22 protein-coding genes are annotated in these 22,469 nt (G+C 42.5%); 10 read left to right on the top strand and 12 right to left on the bottom strand.

What is annotated here, in order from left to right; genetic code table 11:
* Positions 1-38: 38 nt before the first annotated feature.
* Positions 39-1,118, top strand: a complete 1,080-nt coding sequence (gene leuB, locus FTT98_RS04420) for a 3-isopropylmalate dehydrogenase (protein ID WP_078192754.1) — start codon at positions 39-41, stop codon at positions 1,116-1,118.
* 75 nt (positions 1,119-1,193) lie between these two features.
* Here the strand turns inward: leuB and FTT98_RS04425 are convergent, their stop codons facing one another.
* From FTT98_RS04425 to infA, 3 genes are all read right to left on the bottom strand, one after another.
* The gene (locus FTT98_RS04425; RefSeq protein ID WP_373683076.1) at positions 1,194-1,640 is read right to left on the bottom strand and encodes a hypothetical protein; all 447 of its coding nucleotides are present in this window, start codon (positions 1,638-1,640) and stop codon (positions 1,194-1,196) included.
* Positions 1,641-1,754: 114 nt separating this feature from the next.
* Positions 1,755-1,976, bottom strand: a complete 222-nt coding sequence (locus FTT98_RS18080; RefSeq protein WP_257220825.1) for a hypothetical protein — start codon at positions 1,974-1,976, stop codon at positions 1,755-1,757.
* A 308-nt stretch (positions 1,977-2,284) separates the two neighbouring features.
* Complete coding sequence (gene infA / locus FTT98_RS04435; protein ID WP_001284370.1) at positions 2,285-2,506, bottom strand: translation initiation factor IF-1; 222 nt, start codon at positions 2,504-2,506, stop codon at positions 2,285-2,287.
* A gap of 231 nt (positions 2,507-2,737) precedes the next feature.
* Between infA and FTT98_RS04440 the strand changes: the two genes are divergently transcribed.
* On the top strand, positions 2,738-3,745 hold the full coding sequence (locus FTT98_RS04440; protein WP_078189717.1) for an AraC family transcriptional regulator: 1,008 nt from the start codon (positions 2,738-2,740) through the stop codon (positions 3,743-3,745).
* Between the two features lie 129 nt (positions 3,746-3,874).
* On the opposite strand, the gene truA is transcribed toward FTT98_RS04440, so the two are convergent.
* The 5 genes from truA to asd all read right to left on the bottom strand — a co-directional run bounded on the left by truA (position 3,875) and on the right by asd (position 9,770).
* On the bottom strand, positions 3,875-4,672 hold the full coding sequence (gene truA, locus FTT98_RS04445; protein WP_078189716.1) for a tRNA pseudouridine(38-40) synthase TruA: 798 nt from the start codon (positions 4,670-4,672) through the stop codon (positions 3,875-3,877).
* A 16-nt stretch (positions 4,673-4,688) separates the two neighbouring features.
* On the bottom strand, positions 4,689-5,651 hold the full coding sequence (locus FTT98_RS04450; protein WP_180042099.1) for an asparaginase domain-containing protein: 963 nt from the start codon (positions 5,649-5,651) through the stop codon (positions 4,689-4,691).
* A gap of 49 nt (positions 5,652-5,700) precedes the next feature.
* A complete protein-coding gene (locus FTT98_RS04455) occupies positions 5,701-6,999 on the bottom strand; it encodes a fimbrial protein FimV (RefSeq protein ID WP_180042094.1) in 1,299 nt (432 codons plus the stop codon).
* A gap of 75 nt (positions 7,000-7,074) precedes the next feature.
* Positions 7,075-8,508 carry a hypothetical protein gene (locus tag FTT98_RS04460; protein WP_180042096.1) on the bottom strand — a complete coding sequence of 478 codons (1,434 nt, stop codon included), beginning with the start codon at positions 8,506-8,508 and terminating at the stop codon, positions 7,075-7,077.
* A 143-nt stretch (positions 8,509-8,651) separates the two neighbouring features.
* A complete protein-coding gene (gene asd / locus FTT98_RS04465) occupies positions 8,652-9,770 on the bottom strand; it encodes an aspartate-semialdehyde dehydrogenase (protein ID WP_180005293.1) in 1,119 nt (372 codons plus the stop codon).
* Positions 9,771-9,954: 184 nt separating this feature from the next.
* On the opposite strand from asd, the gene FTT98_RS04470 reads away from it, so the two are divergent.
* The 3 genes from FTT98_RS04470 to FTT98_RS04480 all read left to right on the top strand — a co-directional run bounded on the left by FTT98_RS04470 (position 9,955) and on the right by FTT98_RS04480 (position 11,947).
* Positions 9,955-11,082 carry an endonuclease/exonuclease/phosphatase family protein gene (locus tag FTT98_RS04470; protein WP_180042097.1) on the top strand — a complete coding sequence of 376 codons (1,128 nt, stop codon included), beginning with the start codon at positions 9,955-9,957 and terminating at the stop codon, positions 11,080-11,082.
* A 371-nt stretch (positions 11,083-11,453) separates the two neighbouring features.
* Positions 11,454-11,759: a hypothetical protein gene (locus FTT98_RS04475; protein WP_228144755.1), complete on the top strand. Its 306-nt coding sequence runs from the start codon at positions 11,454-11,456 to the stop codon at positions 11,757-11,759.
* Between the two features lie 26 nt (positions 11,760-11,785).
* Positions 11,786-11,947, top strand: a complete 162-nt coding sequence (locus tag FTT98_RS04480; RefSeq protein ID WP_180040585.1) for a hypothetical protein — start codon at positions 11,786-11,788, stop codon at positions 11,945-11,947.
* Here FTT98_RS04480 and FTT98_RS04485 read toward each other — a convergent pair.
* From FTT98_RS04485 to FTT98_RS04500, 4 genes are all read right to left on the bottom strand, one after another.
* The gene (locus tag FTT98_RS04485; RefSeq protein ID WP_180040583.1) at positions 11,939-13,051 is read right to left on the bottom strand and encodes a glycosyltransferase family 4 protein; all 1,113 of its coding nucleotides are present in this window, start codon (positions 13,049-13,051) and stop codon (positions 11,939-11,941) included. The two genes, FTT98_RS04480 and FTT98_RS04485, sit on opposite strands and share 9 nt — an antisense overlap.
* Positions 13,052-13,083: 32 nt before the next feature.
* Entirely contained in the window at positions 13,084-14,019 is a 936-nt protein-coding gene (lpxL, locus tag FTT98_RS04490) for an LpxL/LpxP family Kdo(2)-lipid IV(A) lauroyl/palmitoleoyl acyltransferase (protein ID WP_180040581.1), read from the bottom strand.
* Between the two features lie 87 nt (positions 14,020-14,106).
* Entirely contained in the window at positions 14,107-14,868 is a 762-nt protein-coding gene (locus FTT98_RS04495) for a 3-oxoacyl-ACP reductase (RefSeq protein ID WP_180177058.1), read from the bottom strand.
* Between the two features lie 186 nt (positions 14,869-15,054).
* Positions 15,055-16,959: an ATP-binding cassette domain-containing protein gene (locus FTT98_RS04500; protein WP_180040577.1), complete on the bottom strand. Its 1,905-nt coding sequence runs from the start codon at positions 16,957-16,959 to the stop codon at positions 15,055-15,057.
* 34 nt (positions 16,960-16,993) lie between these two features.
* Between FTT98_RS04500 and FTT98_RS04505 the strand changes: the two genes are divergently transcribed.
* The 5 genes from FTT98_RS04505 (at position 16,994) to FTT98_RS04525 (ending at position 22,468) form a co-directional block, all read left to right on the top strand.
* Complete coding sequence (locus tag FTT98_RS04505; protein WP_078189840.1) at positions 16,994-17,239, top strand: SlyX family protein; 246 nt, start codon at positions 16,994-16,996, stop codon at positions 17,237-17,239.
* Between the two features lie 132 nt (positions 17,240-17,371).
* A complete protein-coding gene (locus tag FTT98_RS04510; protein ID WP_180040575.1) occupies positions 17,372-18,373 on the top strand; it encodes a hypothetical protein in 1,002 nt (333 codons plus the stop codon).
* Positions 18,374-18,443: 70 nt separating this feature from the next.
* Positions 18,444-18,893, top strand: coding sequence for an ammonium transporter (locus tag FTT98_RS04515; protein WP_180005286.1), 450 nt, complete (start codon positions 18,444-18,446; stop codon positions 18,891-18,893).
* 38 nt (positions 18,894-18,931) lie between these two features.
* Positions 18,932-21,574, top strand: coding sequence for a type I DNA topoisomerase (gene topA / locus FTT98_RS04520; protein ID WP_078192741.1), 2,643 nt, complete (start codon positions 18,932-18,934; stop codon positions 21,572-21,574).
* A 90-nt stretch (positions 21,575-21,664) separates the two neighbouring features.
* Complete coding sequence (locus tag FTT98_RS04525) at positions 21,665-22,468, top strand: NYN domain-containing protein (RefSeq protein ID WP_180010183.1); 804 nt, start codon at positions 21,665-21,667, stop codon at positions 22,466-22,468.
* Position 22,469 lies beyond the last annotated feature (1 nt).

Genomic DNA, 22,469 nt, shown 5'->3' on the forward strand with positions numbered 1-22,469 from the left:
TGACTGGTAATCAAGCCAGCGTATAAATGGAAAGACTCATGTCAAAACATATTTTGATTTTACCAGGTGATGGTATTGGTCCTGAAATCGTGAAAGCGGCTGAACAAGTGCTGACACGTGTAAACGAGAAATTCAACTTAGGTTTGACTTGGGAACAAGGTCTTTTAGGTGGTGCAGCGATCGATGCGCACGGTTCACCTTATCCAGAAGTAACAGCAGCACAAGCGAAGACTGCTGATGCGATTTTATTGGGTGCAGTGGGTGGTCCTAAGTGGGATACCATTGAGCGTTCAATTCGTCCAGAACGTGGCCTATTAAAAATTCGTTCAGAATTAAATTTATTTGCTAATTTACGTCCAGCCATTCTTTATCCGCAGCTTGCAGATGCGTCGAGCTTAAAACCTGAAATCGTAGCAGGTTTGGATATCTTGATCGTACGTGAGTTAACTGGCGGGATCTATTTCGGTCAACCACGTGGTATTCGTGAACTCGAAAACGGCGAAAAACAAGGTTTCAATACTGACGTATATGCAGAATCTGAAATCAAGCGTATTGCCAAAGTTGCTTTTGAAATGGCGAACTTACGTGGTGGTAAAGTGTGTTCAGTGGATAAAGCCAACGTACTAGAAGTGACTGAGCTTTGGAAACAAACTGTAACTGCGTTAAAAGAAGAGCAGTATCCTGAAATTAACTTGTCTCATATGTATGTTGACAATGCTGCAATGCAATTGGTTCGTGCGCCAAAACAATTTGATGTGATCGTGACTGGTAACTTGTTCGGCGATATCTTGTCTGATGAAGCAGCGATGTTAACCGGTTCTATCGGCATGTTGCCATCGGCTTCTTTAGATGAAAATGGTAAAGGCATGTATGAACCTTGCCACGGTTCAGCGCCAGATATCGCAGGTCAAAACATTGCGAACCCATTAGCTACAATTCTGTCTGTTGCTATGATGCTACGTTATACCTTCCGTGAAGAAGCGGCGGCAAAAGCAATTGAAGATGCAGTAGGTAACGTCCTAGATCAAGGCTTACGTACAGGTGACATCATGTCAGAAGGCAGTACTCAAGTCGGTACAGTTGAAATGGGTCAAGCTGTAGTTTCTGCATTGAACTAATGTTGAATCAAAAAAACGCAGCGTTTATGCTGCGTTTTTTTGTGCCTAGAAATTATAAACCCTAGAGTTGATGCCCTAACAGGTGCGACCAGTTAATCGGACATCAGTTGCAATATTATGCTTTATGCGAAATTGAATAAGGCAGTTTAACTCCACCTCATAGCGTGTATTTCCACTAGGAATCGGCACAGCAGCACCGCTGCCCATGCCCATCGCAGGATTTTCCGCCATCGGTAAAGGAATACTAATCGGGCGTGCGACACGATAAAGGAGGTAGTCCGAACTGACCTCCACGGGAGAAGTCCTTTGATAGCCCAGTTTGCTGAGGTCGAGTTCTGCTTGAATCGTTTGGCTCGATTGACCAATAAATGAGGCTAAATGGCGTTCACGTTCAACGGAGGATATCGTTGATGTCGTGGTACAGCCAGCCAATAACACAATGCTTAGAACGCATCCCATGCTCAGTATAGGGTGAATAAAACGCTGATCTTCGTAAACCTGATGTTCCAAAATAAATTTCATGGGTCAGTTCCTCACGAAATAAATTCAGTTTAGTCAGATTGGTCTGTATAACACTGTAGTCATTTGATACACGGTCTTCCGAGCAGGATTAGCCTTTTGTGTTCTATCGTAGGATCAACAAGCTCTGCCAATATAGTCAATAGATTCAACTATTTGATTGCGTAATTTGAACTCGATTTTACATTGCATATCGACAGTGACACCATCTTTAGAAGGCGTTGGGATAGGGGCGCCCATGGCTATACTGGTGCCGATATTCGGTGTACCTATCGGAATTGGCATCGAGCGTACAATCGTATAGCTAAGTTTTTCATTGCTTTGTACAGGTGCTCCCATCACTTTGTAGCCCAATTGACTTAAGTTGAGCTCTTTACGAACTTGATCAGCTGGCTGTCCAATATCGTGTTGTAGGGATTGATTGAGTTGCTTTTGGCCTGTCGTGGCACAAGCAACTCAAAAGACAGCACCGACTAATCCTAGATGTTTCATATGATTTTATATCCTTATATTTTAAATTTTTTAATCGAATTTTTATGTTTTTAGACTGTAAAGGAAAGCAAATTTGCAGTCAATTTTTATCATTGCATTGAAATAGATACAAAAAAAAAGCCACTTATAAAGTGGCTTTTTCGCTTCGCTAAAACTTAGCGCGCACGGTAAGTGATACGACCCTTAGTCAAATCATAAGGTGTCATTTCTACTTTAACACTGTCGCCAGTCAAAATACGGATATAGTGTTTACGCATTTTGCCAGAGATGTGAGCAATCACTTCATGACCGTTTTCTAAACGTACACGGAACATAGTATTAGGAAGCGTCTCGGTGACAACGCCTTCGAACTCGATGAGTTCCTCTTTATTGGCCATAGCCTACCTGAATGAATAAATTAGCAAGGCGCAAATTATAGTCAATTTTTTTTCAGAATACAAGCCGTAAAAGGCTTTGAACTGATCGACTGTCAGTAAAATAAGCGAACAATTCAGTTAAATATTTTCAACAAAAAATGTGCAGTAACTGTTGTCAGTTTGGTCAATCGCAGTTAATCTAAAATCAATCTTTTTAGGTATAAATGAAGTACATACAAGGAAGGTTCTGGAGTGGGTCAGCTAACTGATGCATCTGTTGTGTTGCGTTTAGGGTATCAAGCGATTCGTCGTGCCGGATTGCCAACAGAAGAAATTTTAACAAAAGCGGGTGTGGCATTAAATCAGGTTGAAACCAATGACCGTACCCCATTGAATGCACAATTTGCATTCTGGGTGGCTGCAGAAGAGGTCAGTAAGGATCCTGACATTGGTTTGCATCTGGGTGAGCATTTGCCTTTATATCGAGGGCAGGTGATTGAACACTTATTCATTTCATCTGAGAATTTCGGTGAAGGTTTAAAGCGGGCTTTGGCGTATCAACGCCTCATTAGCGATGCCTTTCATGCGCAATTGGTGATTGAAGATGACCGCTGCTATTTGACCAATGGTCATCAGCCTTGGGCAGAAAATATCGTGAATCGTCATTTTTCTGAATGCGCGATGTCGGGTGTTTTGCGTTTCTTTAAGTTTATTACTGAAGGGCGTTTTCAGCCAATTTATATCGACTTTAACTTTAGTCAGGGCGCGCCAGATGATGAGTATTTCCGTGTCTATGAATGCCCTGTGAGTTTAGGGCAGAAAGAAACCCGATTATATTTTGATCCGGCTATTTTAGAGTATCAATTGTGGCAGGCAGAACCTGAGTTATTACAATTGCATGAGCAGTTAGCGATTGAAAAACTTCAGGAGTTGGCGCGTTATGATTTGGTTGGTGAAGTTCGCCGTGCTATTGGTTCAACGCTTGAAAGTGGTGAAACCACACTCGAAACGGTCGCTGCACAGCTCAACATTACCCCACGTCGTTTACGGACTCAGTTGTCAGAAGCCAATACCAGTTTTCAGCAAATTTTGTCAGACTATCGCTGTCGTTTGGCTAAAAAATTATTGGCCAATACCAATGAAAGTGTGGAGCGCATTGTTTACTTAACGGGTTTTTCTGAGCCAAGTACGTTCTATCGCGCATTTAAACGCTGGACCAATGAAACGCCCGTGGAATACCGTAAGCGGAAGCAGCGTTAAGGTTGATCTTCGATAAAATCCTTCCCTAAACAGAATCCCCCCTTTGAAAGGGGTACTTTCATTTTTAGAACCTAGCAATGGCGAAAATGACACTCATCCCTCTGTGAAAGGGAGGTTGGGAGGAATTTTTTATTCAGGCATATTTAACCAATGAGGTCCCAGCGGAACTTGAGGAAGTTCAAACTGTGCTGGATAGTCTGCATGGATAAAATACAGCCCATCGGGCGGTGCGGTGACACCAGCTGCTTTTCGGTCTTCAGCCGCAAAAATGTCGTCAATATGGTCAACGTCATACATACCTTGCCCAATTTCCAATAAACAGCCCATGATGTTACGCACCATGTGATGTAAAAAACCATCGGCCTGAATATCTAGGACCAAGTAACATCCGTGTTGGATCAAGCGACAATGGCTGACATGACGAACTGGCTGATTGGACTGACAGGCTGCGGCACGGAAGCTTTCGAAATTATGAGTGCCTTCAAATTTGGCCGCGGCACGTTGCATTTTCAGCACATCTAGCTTGGCATAAACATGGGTCACTTGCTTATGTAATAAAGCTGGACGTTGTGGATTATTATAGACCACATAGCGATAACGACGTGCTTGCGCTTTAAAGCGGGCATGGAAGTCCTGATCCATTTCCTTAATCCATTGGATGGAAATATCACGGGGTAATTGGCTATTGCTGCCCATTAACCATCCACGAATGGGACGAATCGCCTGAGTATCGAAATGTGCCACCATATTGGTTGCATGGACACCAGCATCTGTTCGGCCAGCACCGTGCAACATGATTGGCTCATTGGCCACTTTACTGAGGACGGTTTCAATGGTTTCTTGCACGCTTGGTACGCCCGGTTGCTGAGTTTGCCAGCCCTTGTATTGCATGCCACAAAACTCAATCCCAATCGCAAAACGTTGCATAGTTACCTCAAATGACTTAATCGTTCCAATGCGCAGTCCAGTCTGCGTCACTGCCGTATTGTAAATACATTTTCAAACATTTGGCATAAAGATCTGCATGCCCCAAACAATTACTCAGTAAAATTCCGCTGTCTTTGACCCAGTCACTCACAGCATAGCGCTGATCTATACCGCCATGAACAACCTGTGTACTTAAGATAATTTTGCAATTTTTTTGTTGTATGGCTTTCAATACATTGAGTAATTCAGCATCAACGGCAATGTTGCCTGTGCCAAAACCTTGCAGAATCAAAACGTCTGGCGTGTGTGTAAGCAGAGTCGTTAAATTTTGACTGTGTAGCTTGGTTGCAATCGGTTGCCACATCCAATTCAGGCAATTGAAATGAGCCGCTTTGTCTAAATCATTGGCCTGAACAATATAAGGCGATGTCAGCATTGAAAGTGGCTGTGTGGCTGGCAGCCCATCAAAGGCTTTCAGATCGGTTGTATGCACTTTCAGTGCGGATTGAGCATGCATCAATTGATGGTGAAAGGCCAAATAAACCCCAACACTCGATTGGTGTACCGATTCCAATGCAAAATTTAAATTGTCGATGGCATCGGTAAATTCACGGGTGTTGTCACCAGCCACATTAAACAGCGGATATTGGCTGCCTGTTAGCACGATATGAGCAGACTGTCCCATAAAGTGTGCAAGCACTGCGCTGGCATAGCTAAGCGTGTCTGTGCCATGAATAATTACGAAATGCTGAAATTGTTGTAATTGTAAGCTTTGAATTTGTTGGATCAGTGCCAGCCAGTCGGGTGCGGTACAGGCACTACTGTCACGAATGACAGGTGCGACAAAACATTCAATGTTAAGGTGCAGTGGCAGGACATGCTGTAATTTAGGTAAAAACGCATTCGCTGGCATGGGGCTTAAAGGTTCACCGATACAACCAAAGGTACCACCCATATAAATAAGAGCAATTTTTTTCATCATAAAAAAAGCAGCCTTGAAAGACTGCTTTAGTTTAAATCGCTTTTGCTTAAGATGCGATTTGATTCAGTAACTGATCTGCTTGTTGACGTTGAGCTGAAGAAAACTCAGCTTCTTTTTCAGTCAAAATTTCACGTGCAGCGTCATAAGCACCTAGTTTGATGTATTGCGCTGCCAATTCAAGATTCAATTCAATTTCATTGACTTCAACCAGTTCAGGGAAAGATTGAACCAATGGATCGTTTTGGTCTGTAGCAGATGGGGTTGAAGGTGTGCCTAAACCACTAATATCAAAACTCACACCACTTGAAGCAGGTGCGGCAGGTTTATCTTCAGGCGTAGACTCTAGGTTAAACTCTGTTGCAGGAGCGACAACTGCTTCTTCTGTTTTTGCTGTTTCAAAAGCACCTAAGTCAAAGTTTAAGGCTGGAGCTTCAACTTTGTTTTCTTCTACAACCGGTGTTTCTGTTGTAAATGAAAAATCTAAAGGCTCGATTTTTTCTTCTACAGTTTCTGTTTTGGTTTCGACAGCAGCTTCTGTACTTGGGGCAAAATCAATCGGTTTGATTTCTTCAACAGCAGGAGATGGCTGAGCAATCTCTTCGGTTTTCGGTGCTGCTTCAAGTACAGGCTCTGGTGAAATTGAAAGCGTATCAAATTCAAGCGGCTGTATTTTTTCAGCAGGCGCACTTTCAACAGGGGCTGAAATGTCTGCTTTTGCAGGCGTTTCAGTGGTGAAATTAAAATCTAGAGGTTTAATTTCAGCTGCTTTTGGCTCAACAGGTGCAGCAGTTGAACTTTGCATTAAAGCATCAAAATCAGAGGTATTTTGAGCTTTTGATGGAGCCTCTTCAGTGATCGGTGATACAAAGTTAATGGCATCATCTTTCACATTTTGAGAATTTTCAAATTCTACTTTTTTTGCTTCAGCTTGTTCTAAAATTTCATCGAGTTCAAGTGAACGAATATGGCTTAGCAATTGGCTGATGGCAAATTCGTCTTTTTGTAAAATGTGAATATCTAATAGATATAGATATAACTCATGTTGTGAGTTGTCACGTTTTAACGATTGATTGATTTGTGCTTCAGCAGAAAAGAAATTACGTTCTGCAATTAATTTTTCAATTTTGCCACGAGCATCGGTCGTTAATGGCGTCATTGATTTTTTTTCAATGACACTGCTTTCAACTACTTGAGTTTTCTTCGGAGTCGCTTTGGCCGAAACACCCGTTTTCTTGGTTTTAGTGGATGTTGGTTTGGCTTTATCTGATTCTTGATCTTTTTGGCGTTTGTTTAAAAAAACCAATACGATCACTAAGATCACTAATGGAATCACATAAATCAGCATGTTTTAACCCCTTGGAGATAGAGCGATATAAAGTTGCACTCATCCCTATAAAATCTTGATTGGTAACGTTTTAGTTTATTGGCTTCTTTTATCTGCTTGTTGAGCTTTCAACTGTTGTTGCAGTTGAGCAAGACGAGCATTTAATAATTGAATTCTGTGATCCTTTTGATTTAGCGCCAATTCTAATTCAGTTACGTTTCTCTGTAATTTAACGGTTTTTTCACGAGATGTCATAACTTTTAATGACAACTCTTTCGAAGTTTTATTCTTTTCTGCTGCGCTGTTGGCAGAAGATTGTGCCGAATCTTGCGCTTTCTCTGCCACCAGACTCATTTCAGCTTGATTCAAGCGGTATTTGGTTTTGCCTGACTGCTTCGAAGGCACTTTGGCAAGTTCTGCAGCAGAGACTTTTACAGGCTGTTTTGCTTGCTGCATACCATGCAGATTTAAGGCAGCACCACGGCGCAGACGGTTTACATCGCCTTGAATGAATGCATGTTCGTTGCTGTTTTTAATTTGTTGCATGACTTCAGAAACAGGGCGGTTTTGTTCTGTCGCGATACGTGAGGCAATCCCCCAAAGGCTTTCATTTGAGCGAACCACATATTTTGCCGCTGGTGTTGCTGTCGATGAAGCCGCGGTACTTGTTGGTTTTGGTGTAGATGCTTTTTGAGCTGTCGTTGTTGGATTTTCACGTTTTTGTGCTGCCTGCTCCGCAGCAAATTTTTGTGCCAATGGGTCTTTAGATCTTGCAGTTGATGCTGTTGCAGTTTGTGTGGCTTGCATTTCTGAACTGACAGAGCCGGTCGAATTGGTTTTTGTAACTTGCGAAATTGATGTTTCAGAACCAGATGAAGTATTTGCGCTATTTTGCTCCGCAGGTGCAACGCTATAATTTTGTACATGCGTGACAGGTTCAATCGCAACAGGCGTTGAAGTTGCTAATTGTGCTAATTTTGGCGGTGCTTTGGTACTGAGTAATAGGGGTTGTTCTGCAGCTACGGGTGCTTTTGCGGTATACAGTGTGCTGACAGGTAAATTTAAGGCAATATCTTTTTCATTTACAATAACGACAGGTGCTAAAGCACGCTCATTGGCACGTGTTTGATTCGCATTCGACGGCGCTGGATTGCGTTTTAATGGTGTGCGAATTTGTTGCAGGCGTGAAGCATTACCTTCTTTAATATTGACAATAAAATTAAGCTCAGCATCGGTCACTGGACGCGAAGAGGTAATGGTAATTACCCCATTGCCTGCACCATCACGACGTGTAAAGAAGTTTAAATGTCCCGGTGGTTGATGCCCTGTACCCATACTTAACAAATCCTCTGCCGTGGCTAAACTTGCATTGAGCGGCACAGATGTATTTGAGTGGCGAAAATGAATCTCAGCGTACAGCAATTCCCCGGGTGCTGACTGGACTTGTACAGGATCAATGCTGATCGCTTGAATGTTTTGAGATGCAATAACGGCTAAAATGGCGATCTTTAATTTGTTATATACGGTCATCTTAATCTTTAGCTCGAATATATGTCGCATGGCGAAAATTATAGATTAGCGAGTTGTCAAAGAATTGTAAAATATTTACACGACAGTTACATAAAAAAGCCGATCAATTGTGATCGGCTTCTTGTTCAGAGACTTAAAAATGCTTAAGCATTTTTATAATCAATGAGAATTCTTAGCATACGACGTAAAGGTTCAGCAGCACCCCAAAGCAATTGGTCACCCACAGTGAATGCGCCTAGGTATTCTTTACCCATGTTGAGCTTACGTAGACGACCAACTGGAACAGACAAGGTGCCAGTTACAGCAACAGGAGTCAGATCAGTCATTGAAGCTTCACGCGTATTTGGCACCACTTTAGACCAATCGTTGGCACTAGCGATGATATCTTCGATTTCATCCAGTGGAACATCTTTACGAAGTTTTAAAGTCAATGCTTGTGAGTGACAACGCATCGCACCAATACGGACACAGTGTCCATCGATTGGAACGATTTGCTGGTTGCCTAAGATCTTGTTGGTTTCAACTTGACCTTTCCATTCTTCTTTCGACTGACCGCTTTCAAGCTGTTTGTCGATATAAGGAATGAGCGAACCTGCTAAAGGCACACCGAAGTTTGCAGATGGGAAACCTTCGCCACGTTGTAACTGTGCAATTTTAGAATCGATATCTAAAATTGGTGAACGTGGGTCATCTAGCAAATCTTTGGTATTGTTGTACAAGTAGCCCATACCTGAAATCAGTTCACGCATGTTTTGCGCGCCTGCACCAGAAGCCGCTTGATACGTCATTGAGGTTGCCCATTCCACTAAATTATTTTGGAATAGACCACCTAAACCCATCAACATCAATGAAACGGTACAGTTACCGCCCACGAATGTTTTTGTGCCTTTCACTAAGCCGTCTTTGATTACGTTCATGTTTACTGGGTCAAGTACGATGATCGCTTCATCATCCATACGTAAAGTCGATGCAGCATCGATCCAGTAACCATTCCAGTTTTCAGCTTTAAGCTTAGGGAAAACTTCAGTCGTATAATCGCCACCTTGGCAGGTGATAATGACATCCATTTGCTTCAGACTATCAATGTCCGTTGCATCCATAAGTGCTGGGGCAGTCTTACCACCAAACGCAGGGGCTTCACCACCTGCATTACTGGTAGAAAAGTAAAACGGTTCGAAATGAGCGAAATCGTTTTCTTCAACCATACGTTGCATAAGGACGGAACCAACCATCCCGCGCCAACCGACCAGACCTACTTTCATGTCACTTTGCCTCGGTGCGTTAAAAAATAAAAAGGGGGTTCGAGTGTACCAAAAGGGCGCATAACTGCAAGCGCTACATAATGAAAACACCAATAATATTGTGCAATATATCTTGTTTATGTTACATGCAAAACTGATATAAATTTATGAATCAATAAAAAATAAAGAATATAAGGGAGGCGTAATGATTTGGATTGAAATACTGGCAAGCTTCGTCATTTGGTTGACATTTTGGTCACTCATACCACGAGATGAATGGTGGTTTCGTGGTGCAGATTTTCCGCGTCTGCAAATCTTGGCTTTGGGCATATTTGCCTTCATAGGCTTAATTTTATGGAATGCTGAATGGGACTTGGCGCGTGAAATCATTTTAATTGGGTTGATTGCTGCCTTGGCATATCAATTAAAAATGGTTTTGCCTTATACCTTTCTTTGGAAAAAACAAGTCAAAAAAGTTCGATCAGACCAGTTAGACAAACAGAAACAAATTTCAATCATTGTCTCAAATGTACTTACGCCGAATACTCAATATCACTTATTATTGGCACAAATACAAAAGCATCAACCTGACTTAGTACTCACGCTAGAAACAGATCAAACTTGGCAAAATGAATTGGCAGTGATTGAAGCTGATTATCCTTATCGCGTACCCGTACCTTTGGATAATTTGTATGGCATGCATTTGTATAGCAAGTTAGAACTTAGTGAAACTGAAGTCAAATTTATTCTCAGTGATGAAATTCCTTCGATCCATACCCGAGTCACCTTAGCATCAGGAAATCAGGTACAACTGTATTGTTTACATCCCAAACCGCCAAGTCCAACGGAAGCAAAAGATTCAACCTTACGCGATGCAGAATTGCTGATTGTGGGCGATCAGATTAAAGATTTAGATGAAAGTTGCATCGTTATGGGGGACCTGAATGATGTGGCATGGTCACGTACCACACGACTCTTTCAACGGATCAGTGGGCTTTTAGACCCACGAGTTGGACGGCATTTCGTGAATACCTTTCATGCCAATTATCCACTGCTGCGCTGGTCGCTCGACCATATTTTTCATAGTACAGATTTTGCCTTAGTACACATGGAACGATTGCCCAATATCGGTTCAGACCATTTCCCAGTCTATGTGGTGCTGCAAACAGGTAGGGTCTTTGAGCAAATCCAAGAAGAATTGGAGCAAACGGATGAAGATGAACAAGAAGCGCAAGAGGCAATTCAGGAAGGCATAGAAAAAGCTGAGAAAGAGGAGAAAGTGGTGACCGATGAAATCGCCCGTGATTATAAGGATGGTACGAAGGCACCTTGATTTTGTTTGATTTAAGAGAAAAGTGTAAGAAATAGCTTACACAGCTTTCGGCTTCTGACGAATGGTCAGGTCAAGTGTATTGACTTATTCTTTGTTCATCGGCACATGGAACTGGGAACGGAACATCCCACTAAGGAAGACGAAGCCGATGGAAGCATCACGGAACGGATGCAGGAAAGGAAAGCCAATAAAAAATAAAAAGAATACTTGTGAAAGCACAACCTCATAGACCCGAGTTTTGCAGGATGCAGAACTCGGGTTTTGCTTTTGTGATATAGAATTTTTTGCTTTTCTTTTGATCAATTTCTTTATACAGTGTGCCAAGAAAAAAACGATGAATTTCCAATAAAAATATAGGTATGAGACGTTCTATGCTGTCCGAATGGCACCAAAAAATATTGCAGATTACACACTTATCCACCGATGCACTTTCCATTTACCTTGGCTTAATCCTGTTCTTTTTTGTGGCCTTTTGCCATCACCGCCAATTGAAATCACCTTATGCGATTTGGACGGTTGTGGTCGTCGCAGTGGGATTGGAATTGTTTAATGCACGCCATGATATTTTAGATAGAGGCTTTTGGCGTATAGGGCAAAGTTTGAAACATATTCTAAATGTCATGTTGTTGCCGCTGATCCTTTGGTTGATGGCCCGATACCGTGTATGGAAGGGCTAAGTGGAAGCTCGAAATTGAAGGGCTAAATGAAAGGATTAAATCGCCAGTTAAAAAATCCTAATAGAAAAAAAGATATTGTGCATTTCACAATATCCTTTCTAGATGTTGATCGAGTTGCTGAATTAAAAAAATTTTCCGAGCGTTATCCTGCACAGCAATTATCTATGGCGTGTAGTCAATCAAGCTGAATGCTGAGAGGCCACTTGCGTATACAACGCTAAAGTCTGATCACACATCTCTTTTAAACTAAACATGTTGATAGGCTGCACGTGTTGTGGTTGGTCTAAATGCAACTTTAAGGTATTGAGTAATTGTATTTCATCATCTACAGTGACTAAACCTTGCGGATAGACATTGGATAAAATTTCAGCTACACCACCACGGTTCCAACCAATCACAGGTGTACCTACAGACAGTGCTTCGAGTACAGTCCGTCCAAAGGTTTCCGCTTGGCTCGACAAAGACAAAACCAAATCGCTAAAAGCTAACCATTCACGGATATCTGAACGATGACCGACAAAAGTAATCCGATCACTCAGCCCTTTAGCCGCAATACTGTCTTGCATTTCTTGTAAATAAGCCGCTTTTTTCGGATCTGCACCACCGACCACCACCGCATGTACGTCGGGATACTGTGTTTGTAGCTGTTCCATTAAATGGATCAGGGTTTCATGACCTTTCAAACGGGTGATACGGCCTGGTAAGCAAATCAGACGCTTATTTTCTAGTTCAGGGAAGTCTTTTAGGGTTTGATTGAGCCACTGTGCTGAGGGTTGATAGCCATGTGGAAAAGCAGCGGGGTCAATGCCACGATAAATACGCACAATGTCCTTGGTAGGACAGTTTTTGTAGTTGTCCATGATGTATTTGACAACACTATCCGAGACCGCAATGACTTTTTCAGCTTGCGTCATGATTTGGCTGTAGCGATTAATCGAATAAAAACCATGTACAGTTGAAATCAGGTGAGGTCGCTTGTTAGCTGGAATCCCTTTGAGGGCAAAATGCGTGAGCCACGCGGGGACACGTGAGCGCACATGCACGATATCTGGTTGATGTTGCTCAATCAGTTTACGTAGAGGACGAATTTGCCATAAGCTTGATAAGGCTTTTTTATGGATTGCGAGTGTGAGATGAGTTGAGCCTTCGGCTTCCAATTGAGTCACCATACGGCCACCATTTGAAACCACTAAGGACTCATGACCGGCGGTCACTAAAGCACGAGCTATTTCTAAGGTTCCTCGCTCGACACCACCACTGTTCAATTCAGGTAAAAGCTGCATCACTTTCATAGCATTTCTCTTTTTTATGTGCTGAGTTGAACTCAATAGATTTTGTCATAGCCTTGTGGGCGGGTTTTAAAGCGGCGATGGAACCACATGTATTGTGTCGGTGCGATTCGCAGCTGATTTTCAATAATTTTATTGGTTCGAATAGCATCCGAAACTTCATCGTCACTCGGAAAATTGTCTAAAGCAGGTTCAATCAGCACATGATATTGAGGGTTGCTGATGTCGCCGTCTCGATAAAAATACAATGGGATCGCTACCGCTTTAGCAATTTTTAATAAGCGACGATGCGCAGTAACAGTGGCTGCGGGAGTACCAAAAAACGGAGCCATGACCCCTTGTTTTAAACCAAAGTCTTGATCGGGAGTGTACCAAATGGCATGGCCATTTTTCAGATTGCGAATTAAGCCACGCATATCATCATGGTCGATTTGGTTGGCATAGATGGTGGCACGGCAACGCACAATCAACATATCCAACAGCGGATTATTTTGCGGACGATAAACCACATCCGGCTCAAAGAACTGTGCGCATAAATAGCCACCAGCATCGAGCAGGGTAGAATGTGTGCCGAGGAGTAAAATACCTTTGCCTTCAGCTTGTGCATTTTGAATATGTTCTAAGCCTTCAATTTGCACCCGATTTTTGAACCACTGCGGGCTGTACCATGCATTTAAGGTTTCAAAAATACCAATCATTTGGTCGATAAAAACCTGTCTTGCATTGGCTTCAACCTGTTCTGCCGTCCATTCAGGAAAGCAAACTTCCATGTTGCGAATCGTGGTTTTACGACGTGATTTGAGATTATTAAATGCAACAGAACCGAGGAATTGCCCAAGGCGATATTGAACTGCCCATGGAAGAATCGCCAAAATCATAAGAAATACAATCCCTATCCAAATTCCCCAATACTGAGGAAGTAAGAAAGACCATTGGAATTTTCCGGGTTGATATGTTGGCTTTTGACTCATAGGGCTAAATCAAAGATTAAAAAATAGGGTTCAGTTTAGCATGAAGCTGAATTGAAAGAGAAAGTTCAAACTCATGCTGCGCTAGACTTAACCTTTGACTAAACCGCCATCGACAATCAAATTCTGCCCGGTGACTGCACGTGAGTAAGGGGACAAGAATATCATGATGGCCGCAGCAAATTCTTCAGGCGTGGTCACTGTGCGTAAAGGTGTCGATGCCGCAATTAAATCAAACACGGCATCGGGTGTGGCTTTACTGGCATCGGTGCTTTGTAATAAGCCACCTGAAAGCATATTGATGTTAATCCCAAACTCACCTAGCTCATGCGCCGCTGTGCGGGTGAAGGCCAACAGAGCTGCCTTTGCTGCAGTGTAGTCGTGGTAAGGCACGACAGGGTTTTGTATCAGGTTGGTACCAATATTCACAATGCGACCAAAACCCTGTGCTTTCATCTTGGGAAGCGCCGCTTGCGTGGTGTTGAGTGCAGCGACGACTGCGCCATCAAACTGTTGCTGTAAGTGCTGTGCAGTCAGTTCTTCAATTTTAGGACGGGCATCGCCATTAAATTGAAAATGGATAAGGGCATTATTCACGACAGAGGTGATCGCGGTCCCAAAATGTGATTCTGCTGCAGCAAAGAGCTGTTCTACTTGAGCTTTATCGGTGACATCTGCTTGATAGGCAAACACTTGCTGAGGAAATTCGGTAGTCAATTGTTCTGCTGCAGTTTGACTGGATAGATAGTTCACGACCACGCGTGCGCCTTCAGCAATTAACGTTTGGCTAATCGCCAAACCGAGGCCACGTGCGCCCCCTGTAACCAAGACAATTTGATCTGAAATTTGCATGCTCGTGACTCAATCTAATATTGAGCGTCACCATAGCAAGCTTTTCACATTAGCGGAATCGTCTTTACAGACGCTGTATGCTCCAATTTGAAACTGAGTCATCCGATCTAATAATTCAGTCGAGTCATACGAGATAAAAAAAGCCGTATCGAAATACGGCTTTTTCTGTGTGGAATATTTGTGGACTTAGCCTTTAGCAAGCGTTTCTAGCTCATCTAGACGTTCCATTTTTTCCAGCATTTCGTCATCAATTTCAGCTAGACGTTGTGATGCTTGGGTTGCAGCATCTGCGTCAGTCATGAACCAAGAACCGTCGGCTAATTTTTCAGACAATTCAGCTTGCTCTTGTTCCAATGCTTCAATTTCAGTCGGCAGTTGTTCTAGGGCACGTTGGTCTTTATAGCTGAGCTTGACTTTTTTAGGCACCGCAGCGGCAGCCGCTGCTTCGGCTTTAGCCATGGCTTTTTTCACATCGCTTTTTTGATCCACGACAGTTTGGTCAGGACGCTGTTCCAAATAGTCTTGGTAACCGCCGATGTATTCATCGATTTGACCTTTACCATCAAAGACCCAAGTTGATGTCACCACGTTGTCCATAAAGGCACGGTCATGCGAAATCAGTAACAGTGTGCCTTTGTAAGCGCTGAGCATTTCTTCCAACAGTTCAAGAGTTACCATATCCAAGTCGTTGGTCGGTTCGTCCATCACGATAAGGTTCGATGGTTTCAGTAGCAGTTTCGCCAACAGAATACGGTTACGCTCACCCCCAGACAGTGCTTTAACCGGTGTACGTGCGCGTTCTGGAGAGAATAAGAAGTCTTGTAAATAACTGTAGATGTGACGACGGCTACCATTTACATCGACATGGTCTGAGCCTTCAGAGACGTTATCTTTCACTGATTTTTCAAGATCAAGTGCATTTCGAAGCTGATCAAAGTAAGCAACTTCAAGCTGTGTACCTGTTTTTACTGTACCAGTATGTTCTTGCTCACCCAAAATAGCTTTGATAAGAGTGGTTTTACCCACACCGTTGTCACCGACTAAGCCGATACGGTCACCACGTAATACCAGTGCCGAGAAATCTTTGATGATTGGCGCGCTGTTGCCAAATTGCACAGCTAAGTTTTCAATTTCAAAGACCACTTTACCTGAGCGCTGCGCATCTTGCGTTGCCATGCTCACTTTGCCTTGTTGTGAACGGCGCGCTTTAGACTCTTCACGCAATGCTTTTAAGGCACGAACACGACCTTCGTTACGGGTACGACGCGCTTTAATGCCCTGACGAATCCATACTTCTTCTTCAGCGAGTTTTTTATCGAATAGCGCATTTTGCTTTTCTTCAGCTTCCATTTGCTGAGCTTTGAGTTCGAGGTAACGTGAATAGTTGCCTTCATAGCTACGCAAAATGCCGCGGTCAAGTTCCACGATACGAGTCGCAATATTGTCGACAAATGACCGGTCATGCGAAATAAACAACAGAGTTAAGTTGTTTTGATCGAGTAAGAATTTTTCGAGCCATTCAATACTTTCAACGTCCAAATGGTTAGTCGGTTCGTCGAGTAGCAATACATCGGGCTGCGTTAAAAGGGCGCGTGCTAACAAAACACGACGCTTACGACCACCAGACAAATCTGCAAGGTCAGCTTCTGGGTCTAGGCCCATTTTACTGAGGATGGCATTCACCTTGGTTTCAAGTGACCAGCCATCCATTTGATCCATCTGATGTTGTAGGTTACCCATGCGCTCACAGGCGTCCATATCGCCGAGTACGCAGGCTTCGCTGGCTTCATGATAAGCACGTAATACAGTTGCAGCTTCACCTGCACCATCGGCAACAATATCAGCAACTTTGCCCGAATCCATGGGTACATCTTGAGCAAGCATTGAAATCGTAATGCCATTTTGCAATGAAACTTCACCCCCGTCTGGCAATAAAGTTCCCTCAATCAGTTTAAGTAAAGTAGACTTACCTTCACCATTACGACCGATTAAACACACTCGTTCGCCACGCTCTAAACTGAAGTTCGCGCCGTCGAGTAGGGAAGGTCCGCCAAACGCAAGCTGGACGTCCCTTAAGGTAATATAGGCCATAATGTTTCCTGAAATCTTATATGAGGAGTGTAAATTGACTACACAACAAAATCTTGATGAACAGGCGTCATTTTCCGCACCCATTGAAGATTTGCAAGTCCGAATTGCATTTTTAGATGATTTAGTTGATCAATTGAATGATCAAGTTGCCCGTCAAAATGCCGAAATCGCTGATTTAAAGAAACAAATGCAGATGTTGTATCGTCGTATTGAATCGGCAGATTTATCTGAAGGCATCGCAGCATTTGACCCAATGACCAACCGCCCACCGCATTATTAATGTCGATATTGAATGACAGGCAGATGACGAATCAGCGCCAAAGCTGTGGATTGGTGTAAATTTATTTGACCTTTTGCAGCGTGACAGGTCTAATGCACCGCATCTGCTGATCGAAACCCATTATTTCATCTCATGAGTCAAAAAGTTGTCCTGCTAGATTTGGAAAATAACCCGCCCACAGCAAATCTATTGCGCAATATCATTGAACATTACAGTACTTTGTATGTGTTTAGCTGCAGCGGAAAATTTGAATATGCACTTGAAGATTTAACTGAAATTGCAGGGTGGATCGTGAGTGGCCAATTGGTGGTTTTGGATATTCCAGAAACGCCGCAAAAAGAATTTGAATATGCGGTGATTGTGGGGCAACTGATGGCCTTGATGGATCTAGATGCGCATATTGAAGTGATTTCAGCGATGCCTGATATTGAATTACTGATGGAACAATTGGACGGCTCTAGACTCAGCGCACATCTCATTCAAATTCAGTCAGAACAAGAAGTTTCACATAAAGTGAAATATAAAATTCCTGACCTTGAAACCATTCGGAATAAACCTGATTTATTACTGATTAAACACTATTGTGATGGTCTGGAAAAACTCAGTGGCAAACCCAACAGTTTGCATAAACTGAAAAACTCGCTGATGAATATTTTGCAAGTCTCTAGCGAAAAAGCTCAGCATTTGGTTGGTATGTTGATCAATCTAAAAATCGTCAAACGCTTTGATGAGCAAATTTCGATTCGAAAAAAAGTACTCAAACAATGGGTACAGCTAGATTTAAATGCGACTGCTGAAACAGCATTGCCGATAAAAACAGACCTGAATGCATTTACTGCTTCACTCGAAGATCAAACCTCAAAGACTGATGATACGGCATCGATGATTCAGGCTGCACAACAAGGCTTATTTAAAAATTTCAATAAAATTGATCCTGTGCAAATGGAAGTGATCCGAAAATTGCATGAATTAAAGTCAGATAAACCAAAAGATATCTACGCCTTACGTGATTTATTGGAGCAAATGTTCCCACAATCTGATGTTCGATTATTACTTAAAGAGTTGATCGAAAAAGGATATATCTATTGGAATGGTCACGAAGTGCTATATAGCCACGAGATGTTCCTGAATTAATTTTATCGAGTGAACTTGCGTTTTATATTGCGCTTATGCAACTCTAATAAAGGAATATAAAGGTTGTGCTATGGAAAATACTGGAATCTGGGTTACTGTTTTTATTGTGGTCTTTGTACTTGGGTCGATTTTTGGACTTCGAGTAAATCCTAGAGAAAAAGCCTTAGGCATTATGCGCGAGAAGGCGCGTAAGATGGGGCTGCACCCACGTTTAGTGGCTGCACCTGCTTGGACCAAGATTCCAATGGCTTCTGAAAAACGTGCCAGTATGGTGGCGTATTACAGTGTGCTGATTCCAGATGCGCGTTTGCCTTTAATGCGTGCTTTAGTGGTCGATGACAAACTTGAACTGGTACATGGTGATGACAAGTTCAAGGATTTAGCCATTACATTAAAGGGCATTTATGCTATTGATATGCAGGCAAACTGTGTAGGACTCTATTGGAACGAAGAATCTGACTTAAGAGCCACACAGCTTGAAGATATGAAAGCATTTTTACATTCATTGGCTGAACTTTAAATTTTAAAAAACCTATTAAACAGGAATGATGGTTAACTATGGCGAACGCTCCTCGGTCCACATCTAAAAGTACCACAGCAAAATCTGCCGATGCTGGGAAAAAGCGTGCGTTAGTGATTGTGGAATCGCCTGCAAAAGCGAAAACAATCAATAAATATTTGGGCTCTGATTACATCGTAAAATCATCGGTGGGTCATGTCCGTGATTTGCCTACAGGCGGCTCGAGTAAAACAGCAGAGAAAAAGCCAGTAACTCGTGCGAAATTAACTGAAGCTGAAAAAGCCAAAAAAGCACAAAAAGCTTTGGTTAATCGTATGGGTGTAGACCCTGAAAATGACTGGAAGGCACAGTACGAAGTCCTACCGGGTAAAGAACATGTTGTTGCGGAACTGAAAAAGCTTGCATCGCAAGTTGACGAGGTCTATCTCGCAACGGATATGGATAGGGAAGGAGAAGCAATTGCTTGGCATTTAAAAGAAGTCATTGGCGGTGACGACTCACGTTATCAACGTGTGGTGTTCAACGAAATTACCAAAAATGCCATCCAAGAAGCGTTTAAACATCCTTCTCGCCTGGATACAGATAAAGTCAATGCTCAGCAAGCCCGTCGTTTCCTCGACCGTATTGTGGGCTTTATGATCTCGCCACTCTTATGGGAAAAAATCGCCCGTGGTTTATCGGCAGGTCGTGTGCAATCTGTGGCTGTTAAACTTGTGGTTGAGCGTGAACGTGAAATTCGTGCCTTCGTTCCAGAAGAATTTTGGCAAGTTTTTGCAGATACCAAGTCGAAGAAAGACGATATCCGCTTAGAAGCGGTGAAGCAAAATGGCAAGACTTTAAAACTGCACAATAAAGCTGAAACGGATGCTTTACTGAACCTGATTAAAGATGCCGACTACACAGTTTCAGCACGTGAAGACAAACCCACCAAGGTTAATCCAAGCGCGCCTTACATCACGTCTACATTGCAACAAGCAGCAAGTACACGTTTAGGTTTTTCTGTGAAGAAAACCATGATGTTGGCACAGCGGTTATATGAAGCCGGCTTTATTACCTACATGCGTACAGACTCAACATTCTTGAGTGATGACGCTGTAAATATGGTTCGTGGTCATATTGAAACTGAGTTTGGTCAAAAATATTTACCGGCTAAACCAAATCGCTACGGCAATAAAGCTGGTGCGCAAGAAGCCCATGAAGCGATTCGTCCATCAAATGTCGCGCTAAAAGGCGATAGTTTGGTGGGTGTAGAGCGTGATGCACAGCGTCTTTATGACTTGATCTGGCGTCAGTTCGTTGCATGTCAAATGACCCCTGCAGAATATTTATCATCAACGATTTTAGTCAATGCCAATGGCGTCGAACTCAAAGCCAAAGGCCGTACATTGGTCTTTGATGGTTTCACTAAAGTGCGTGGCCAAAACAAATCGGATGATGATGTACTGTTACCTGCTGTAAAAGTCGGTGAAGTACTGAAACTTGAAAAATTAGATCCATCGCAGCACTTTACTAAACCACCTGCGCGCTTCACTGAAGCATCATTGGTCAAAGAGCTTGAGAAAAAAGGGATTGGTCGTCCATCGACGTATGCTGCGATTATCTCAACCATTCAAGACCGTGGTTATGTGAAGCTTGATAACCGTCGTTTGTTCGCCGAGAAAATGGGTGAAATCGTGACAGACCGTCTCGATGAAAACTTTAATAACTTGATGAACTATGCATTCACGGCAGATCTTGAAGGTCAGCTGGATAAAGTCGCTGATGGTGATCGTAACTGGAAAGAGTTACTCAATAGCTTCTACGGTGATTTTAAAACACGTTTAACCACAGCTCAGGGTGAAAATGGCATGCGCCGTAATTTACCTGTAGAAGTGGATGCGGTGCACTGTAAAGAATGTGATCGTCCGATGCAGATTCGTACAGGGACTACAGGCGTGTTCTTGGGTTGTTCAGGTTATAACTTACCGCCAAAAGAGCGTTGTAAGGGAACTTTAAACCTGACACCTGTAGAATCATTGGCTGCACTGTCTGACGATGACTCGGCAGAAACAGCAGATTTGATGTCGAAAAAACGTTGTCCAATCTGTGAAACAGCCATGGATAGCTATGTGATTGATGGTGGGCGTAAGTTGCATATCTGTGGTAATAACCCAGACTGCGCTGGTTTTGAGCTTGAAGAAGGTGAGTTCAAAATCAAAGGTTATGATGGCCCAACTATTCCTTGCGACAAATGTGATGGCGAAATGCAATTGAAGACAGGCCGTTTCGGTCCATACTTTGCATGTAATAGCTGTGACAATACACGTAAAGTGTTGAAGAGCGGTCAGCCTGCACCTCCACGTGTAGATCCAATTAAAATGGAACACTTACGTTCAACCAAACATGATGACTTCTTTGTCCTTCGTGATGGCGCAGCAGGTTTATTCTTAGCTGCGAGTAAGTTCCCGAAAGTACGTGAAACCCGTGCGCCTAAAGTCGCGGAACTACGTTCTGTCGCAGATCAGTTGGATGCGAAATATCAGTTTATCTTGCAAGCACCGGATGTCGATCCTGAAGGAAACCCAACATTGGTGAAATTCAGCCGTAAGAATCAAGCACAATATATTGGTTCTGAAAATGCTGAAGGCAAACAAACCAAATGGTCTTTGGTGTACCAAGACGGTAAGTGGGTTGAGGCTTAAGCTTTAAAATCAATAAAATGCTGACTTCGGTCGGCATTTTTTATGTCAGAATTAATCAAAATTTAAATGATAAAAATGATTGGGGGAATAGTGGAAATTCAAACAAAAAAGTTTGCTGTACTCATAGATGCGGATAACTCATCAATCAATGCTATTCCATCTGTGTTGGAAGAAGTTGCAAAATATGGAATCGCAAGTGTTAAACGCGTTTATGGAGATTGGAGCAGCGAAACCTTAAAAAATTGGCGTGAAGTCTTACTTCCTCATGCAATCACACCTGTTCAGCAGTTTGCTTACACAAAGGGCAAAGATGCAACGGATATGATTTTGATCATTGATGCGATGGATTTGCTGTACGCAGGTGCATTGGATGGCTTTTGTATTGTTTCAAGCGACAGTGATTTTACCCCTTTAGCATCTAGAATTCGTGAAAATGGGCTAAGTGTTTACGGTTTTGGAAAAAAGTCGACGCCAGAGGCATTTAAAAAAGCATGTGATAAATTTATTTATGTTGAAAACTTACTGCAAGATAATGAGCTAAAAAATACTGAAGAAGATCTTATTGTTTCACCAATTAAAGAAGTCATTGAAAATACAAAAGTAAGTGAACCAAAGCCATCTGTGCAGATTAAAGAGAATACAATCACTGAAATCATTGATAAACCCACATTAAATTTGATTTATAAAGCTGTGAAAGATAATGCGGATGAAAATGGATGGGCCAATTTAAGTATGGTTGGGCAATATATCAGCGCAGTCAAACCTGACTTTGATTCTAGAAACTACGGTCGAGCAAAATTATCTGGACTGATTAAAACGCTAAATTTGTTTGAAACAAAAATAGAAATGAGTCAAATGTATTTAAGAAAGATAAAAAAGCAGAGTATGATTTAAA

This window comes from Acinetobacter sp. YH12039, assembly GCF_013420015.1.
Lineage (GTDB): Bacteria > Pseudomonadota > Gammaproteobacteria > Pseudomonadales > Moraxellaceae > Acinetobacter > Acinetobacter amyesii.

Excerpts from the sequence above, each read along its gene's own strand:
- FTT98_RS18080 (WP_257220825.1), bottom strand. The coding sequence starts at position 1,976 with ATGGGAGCACCTGTACAAAGCAATGAAAAACTTAGCTATACGATTGTA.
- FTT98_RS04425 (WP_373683076.1), bottom strand. The coding sequence starts at position 1,640 with ATGAAATTTATTTTGGAACATCAGGTTTACGAAGATCAGCGTTTTATT.
- infA (WP_001284370.1), bottom strand. The coding sequence starts at position 2,506 with ATGGCCAATAAAGAGGAACTCATCGAGTTCGAAGGCGTTGTCACCGAG.
- lpxL (WP_180040581.1), bottom strand. The coding sequence starts at position 14,019 with ATGAGTCAAAAGCCAACATATCAACCCGGAAAATTCCAATGGTCTTTC.
- asd (WP_180005293.1), bottom strand. The coding sequence starts at position 9,770 with ATGAAAGTAGGTCTGGTCGGTTGGCGCGGGATGGTTGGTTCCGTCCTT.
- FTT98_RS04495 (WP_180177058.1), bottom strand. The coding sequence starts at position 14,868 with ATGCAAATTTCAGATCAAATTGTCTTGGTTACAGGGGGCGCACGTGGC.
- FTT98_RS04460 (WP_180042096.1), bottom strand. The coding sequence starts at position 8,508 with ATGACCGTATATAACAAATTAAAGATCGCCATTTTAGCCGTTATTGCA.
- FTT98_RS04455 (WP_180042094.1), bottom strand. The coding sequence starts at position 6,999 with ATGCTGATTTATGTGATTCCATTAGTGATCTTAGTGATCGTATTGGTT.
- leuB (WP_078192754.1), top strand. The coding sequence starts at position 39 with ATGTCAAAACATATTTTGATTTTACCAGGTGATGGTATTGGTCCTGAA.
- FTT98_RS04485 (WP_180040583.1), bottom strand. The coding sequence starts at position 13,051 with ATGAAAGTGATGCAGCTTTTACCTGAATTGAACAGTGGTGGTGTCGAG.
- truA (WP_078189716.1), bottom strand. The coding sequence starts at position 4,672 with ATGCAACGTTTTGCGATTGGGATTGAGTTTTGTGGCATGCAATACAAG.
- FTT98_RS04470 (WP_180042097.1), top strand. The coding sequence starts at position 9,955 with ATGATTTGGATTGAAATACTGGCAAGCTTCGTCATTTGGTTGACATTT.
- FTT98_RS04480 (WP_180040585.1), top strand. The coding sequence starts at position 11,786 with ATGAAAGGATTAAATCGCCAGTTAAAAAATCCTAATAGAAAAAAAGAT.
- FTT98_RS04450 (WP_180042099.1), bottom strand. The coding sequence starts at position 5,651 with ATGAAAAAAATTGCTCTTATTTATATGGGTGGTACCTTTGGTTGTATC.
- FTT98_RS04475 (WP_228144755.1), top strand. The coding sequence starts at position 11,454 with ATGCTGTCCGAATGGCACCAAAAAATATTGCAGATTACACACTTATCC.
- topA (WP_078192741.1), top strand. The coding sequence starts at position 18,932 with ATGGCGAACGCTCCTCGGTCCACATCTAAAAGTACCACAGCAAAATCT.
- FTT98_RS04510 (WP_180040575.1), top strand. The coding sequence starts at position 17,372 with ATGAGTCAAAAAGTTGTCCTGCTAGATTTGGAAAATAACCCGCCCACA.
- FTT98_RS04515 (WP_180005286.1), top strand. The coding sequence starts at position 18,444 with ATGGAAAATACTGGAATCTGGGTTACTGTTTTTATTGTGGTCTTTGTA.
- FTT98_RS04500 (WP_180040577.1), bottom strand. The coding sequence starts at position 16,959 with ATGGCCTATATTACCTTAAGGGACGTCCAGCTTGCGTTTGGCGGACCT.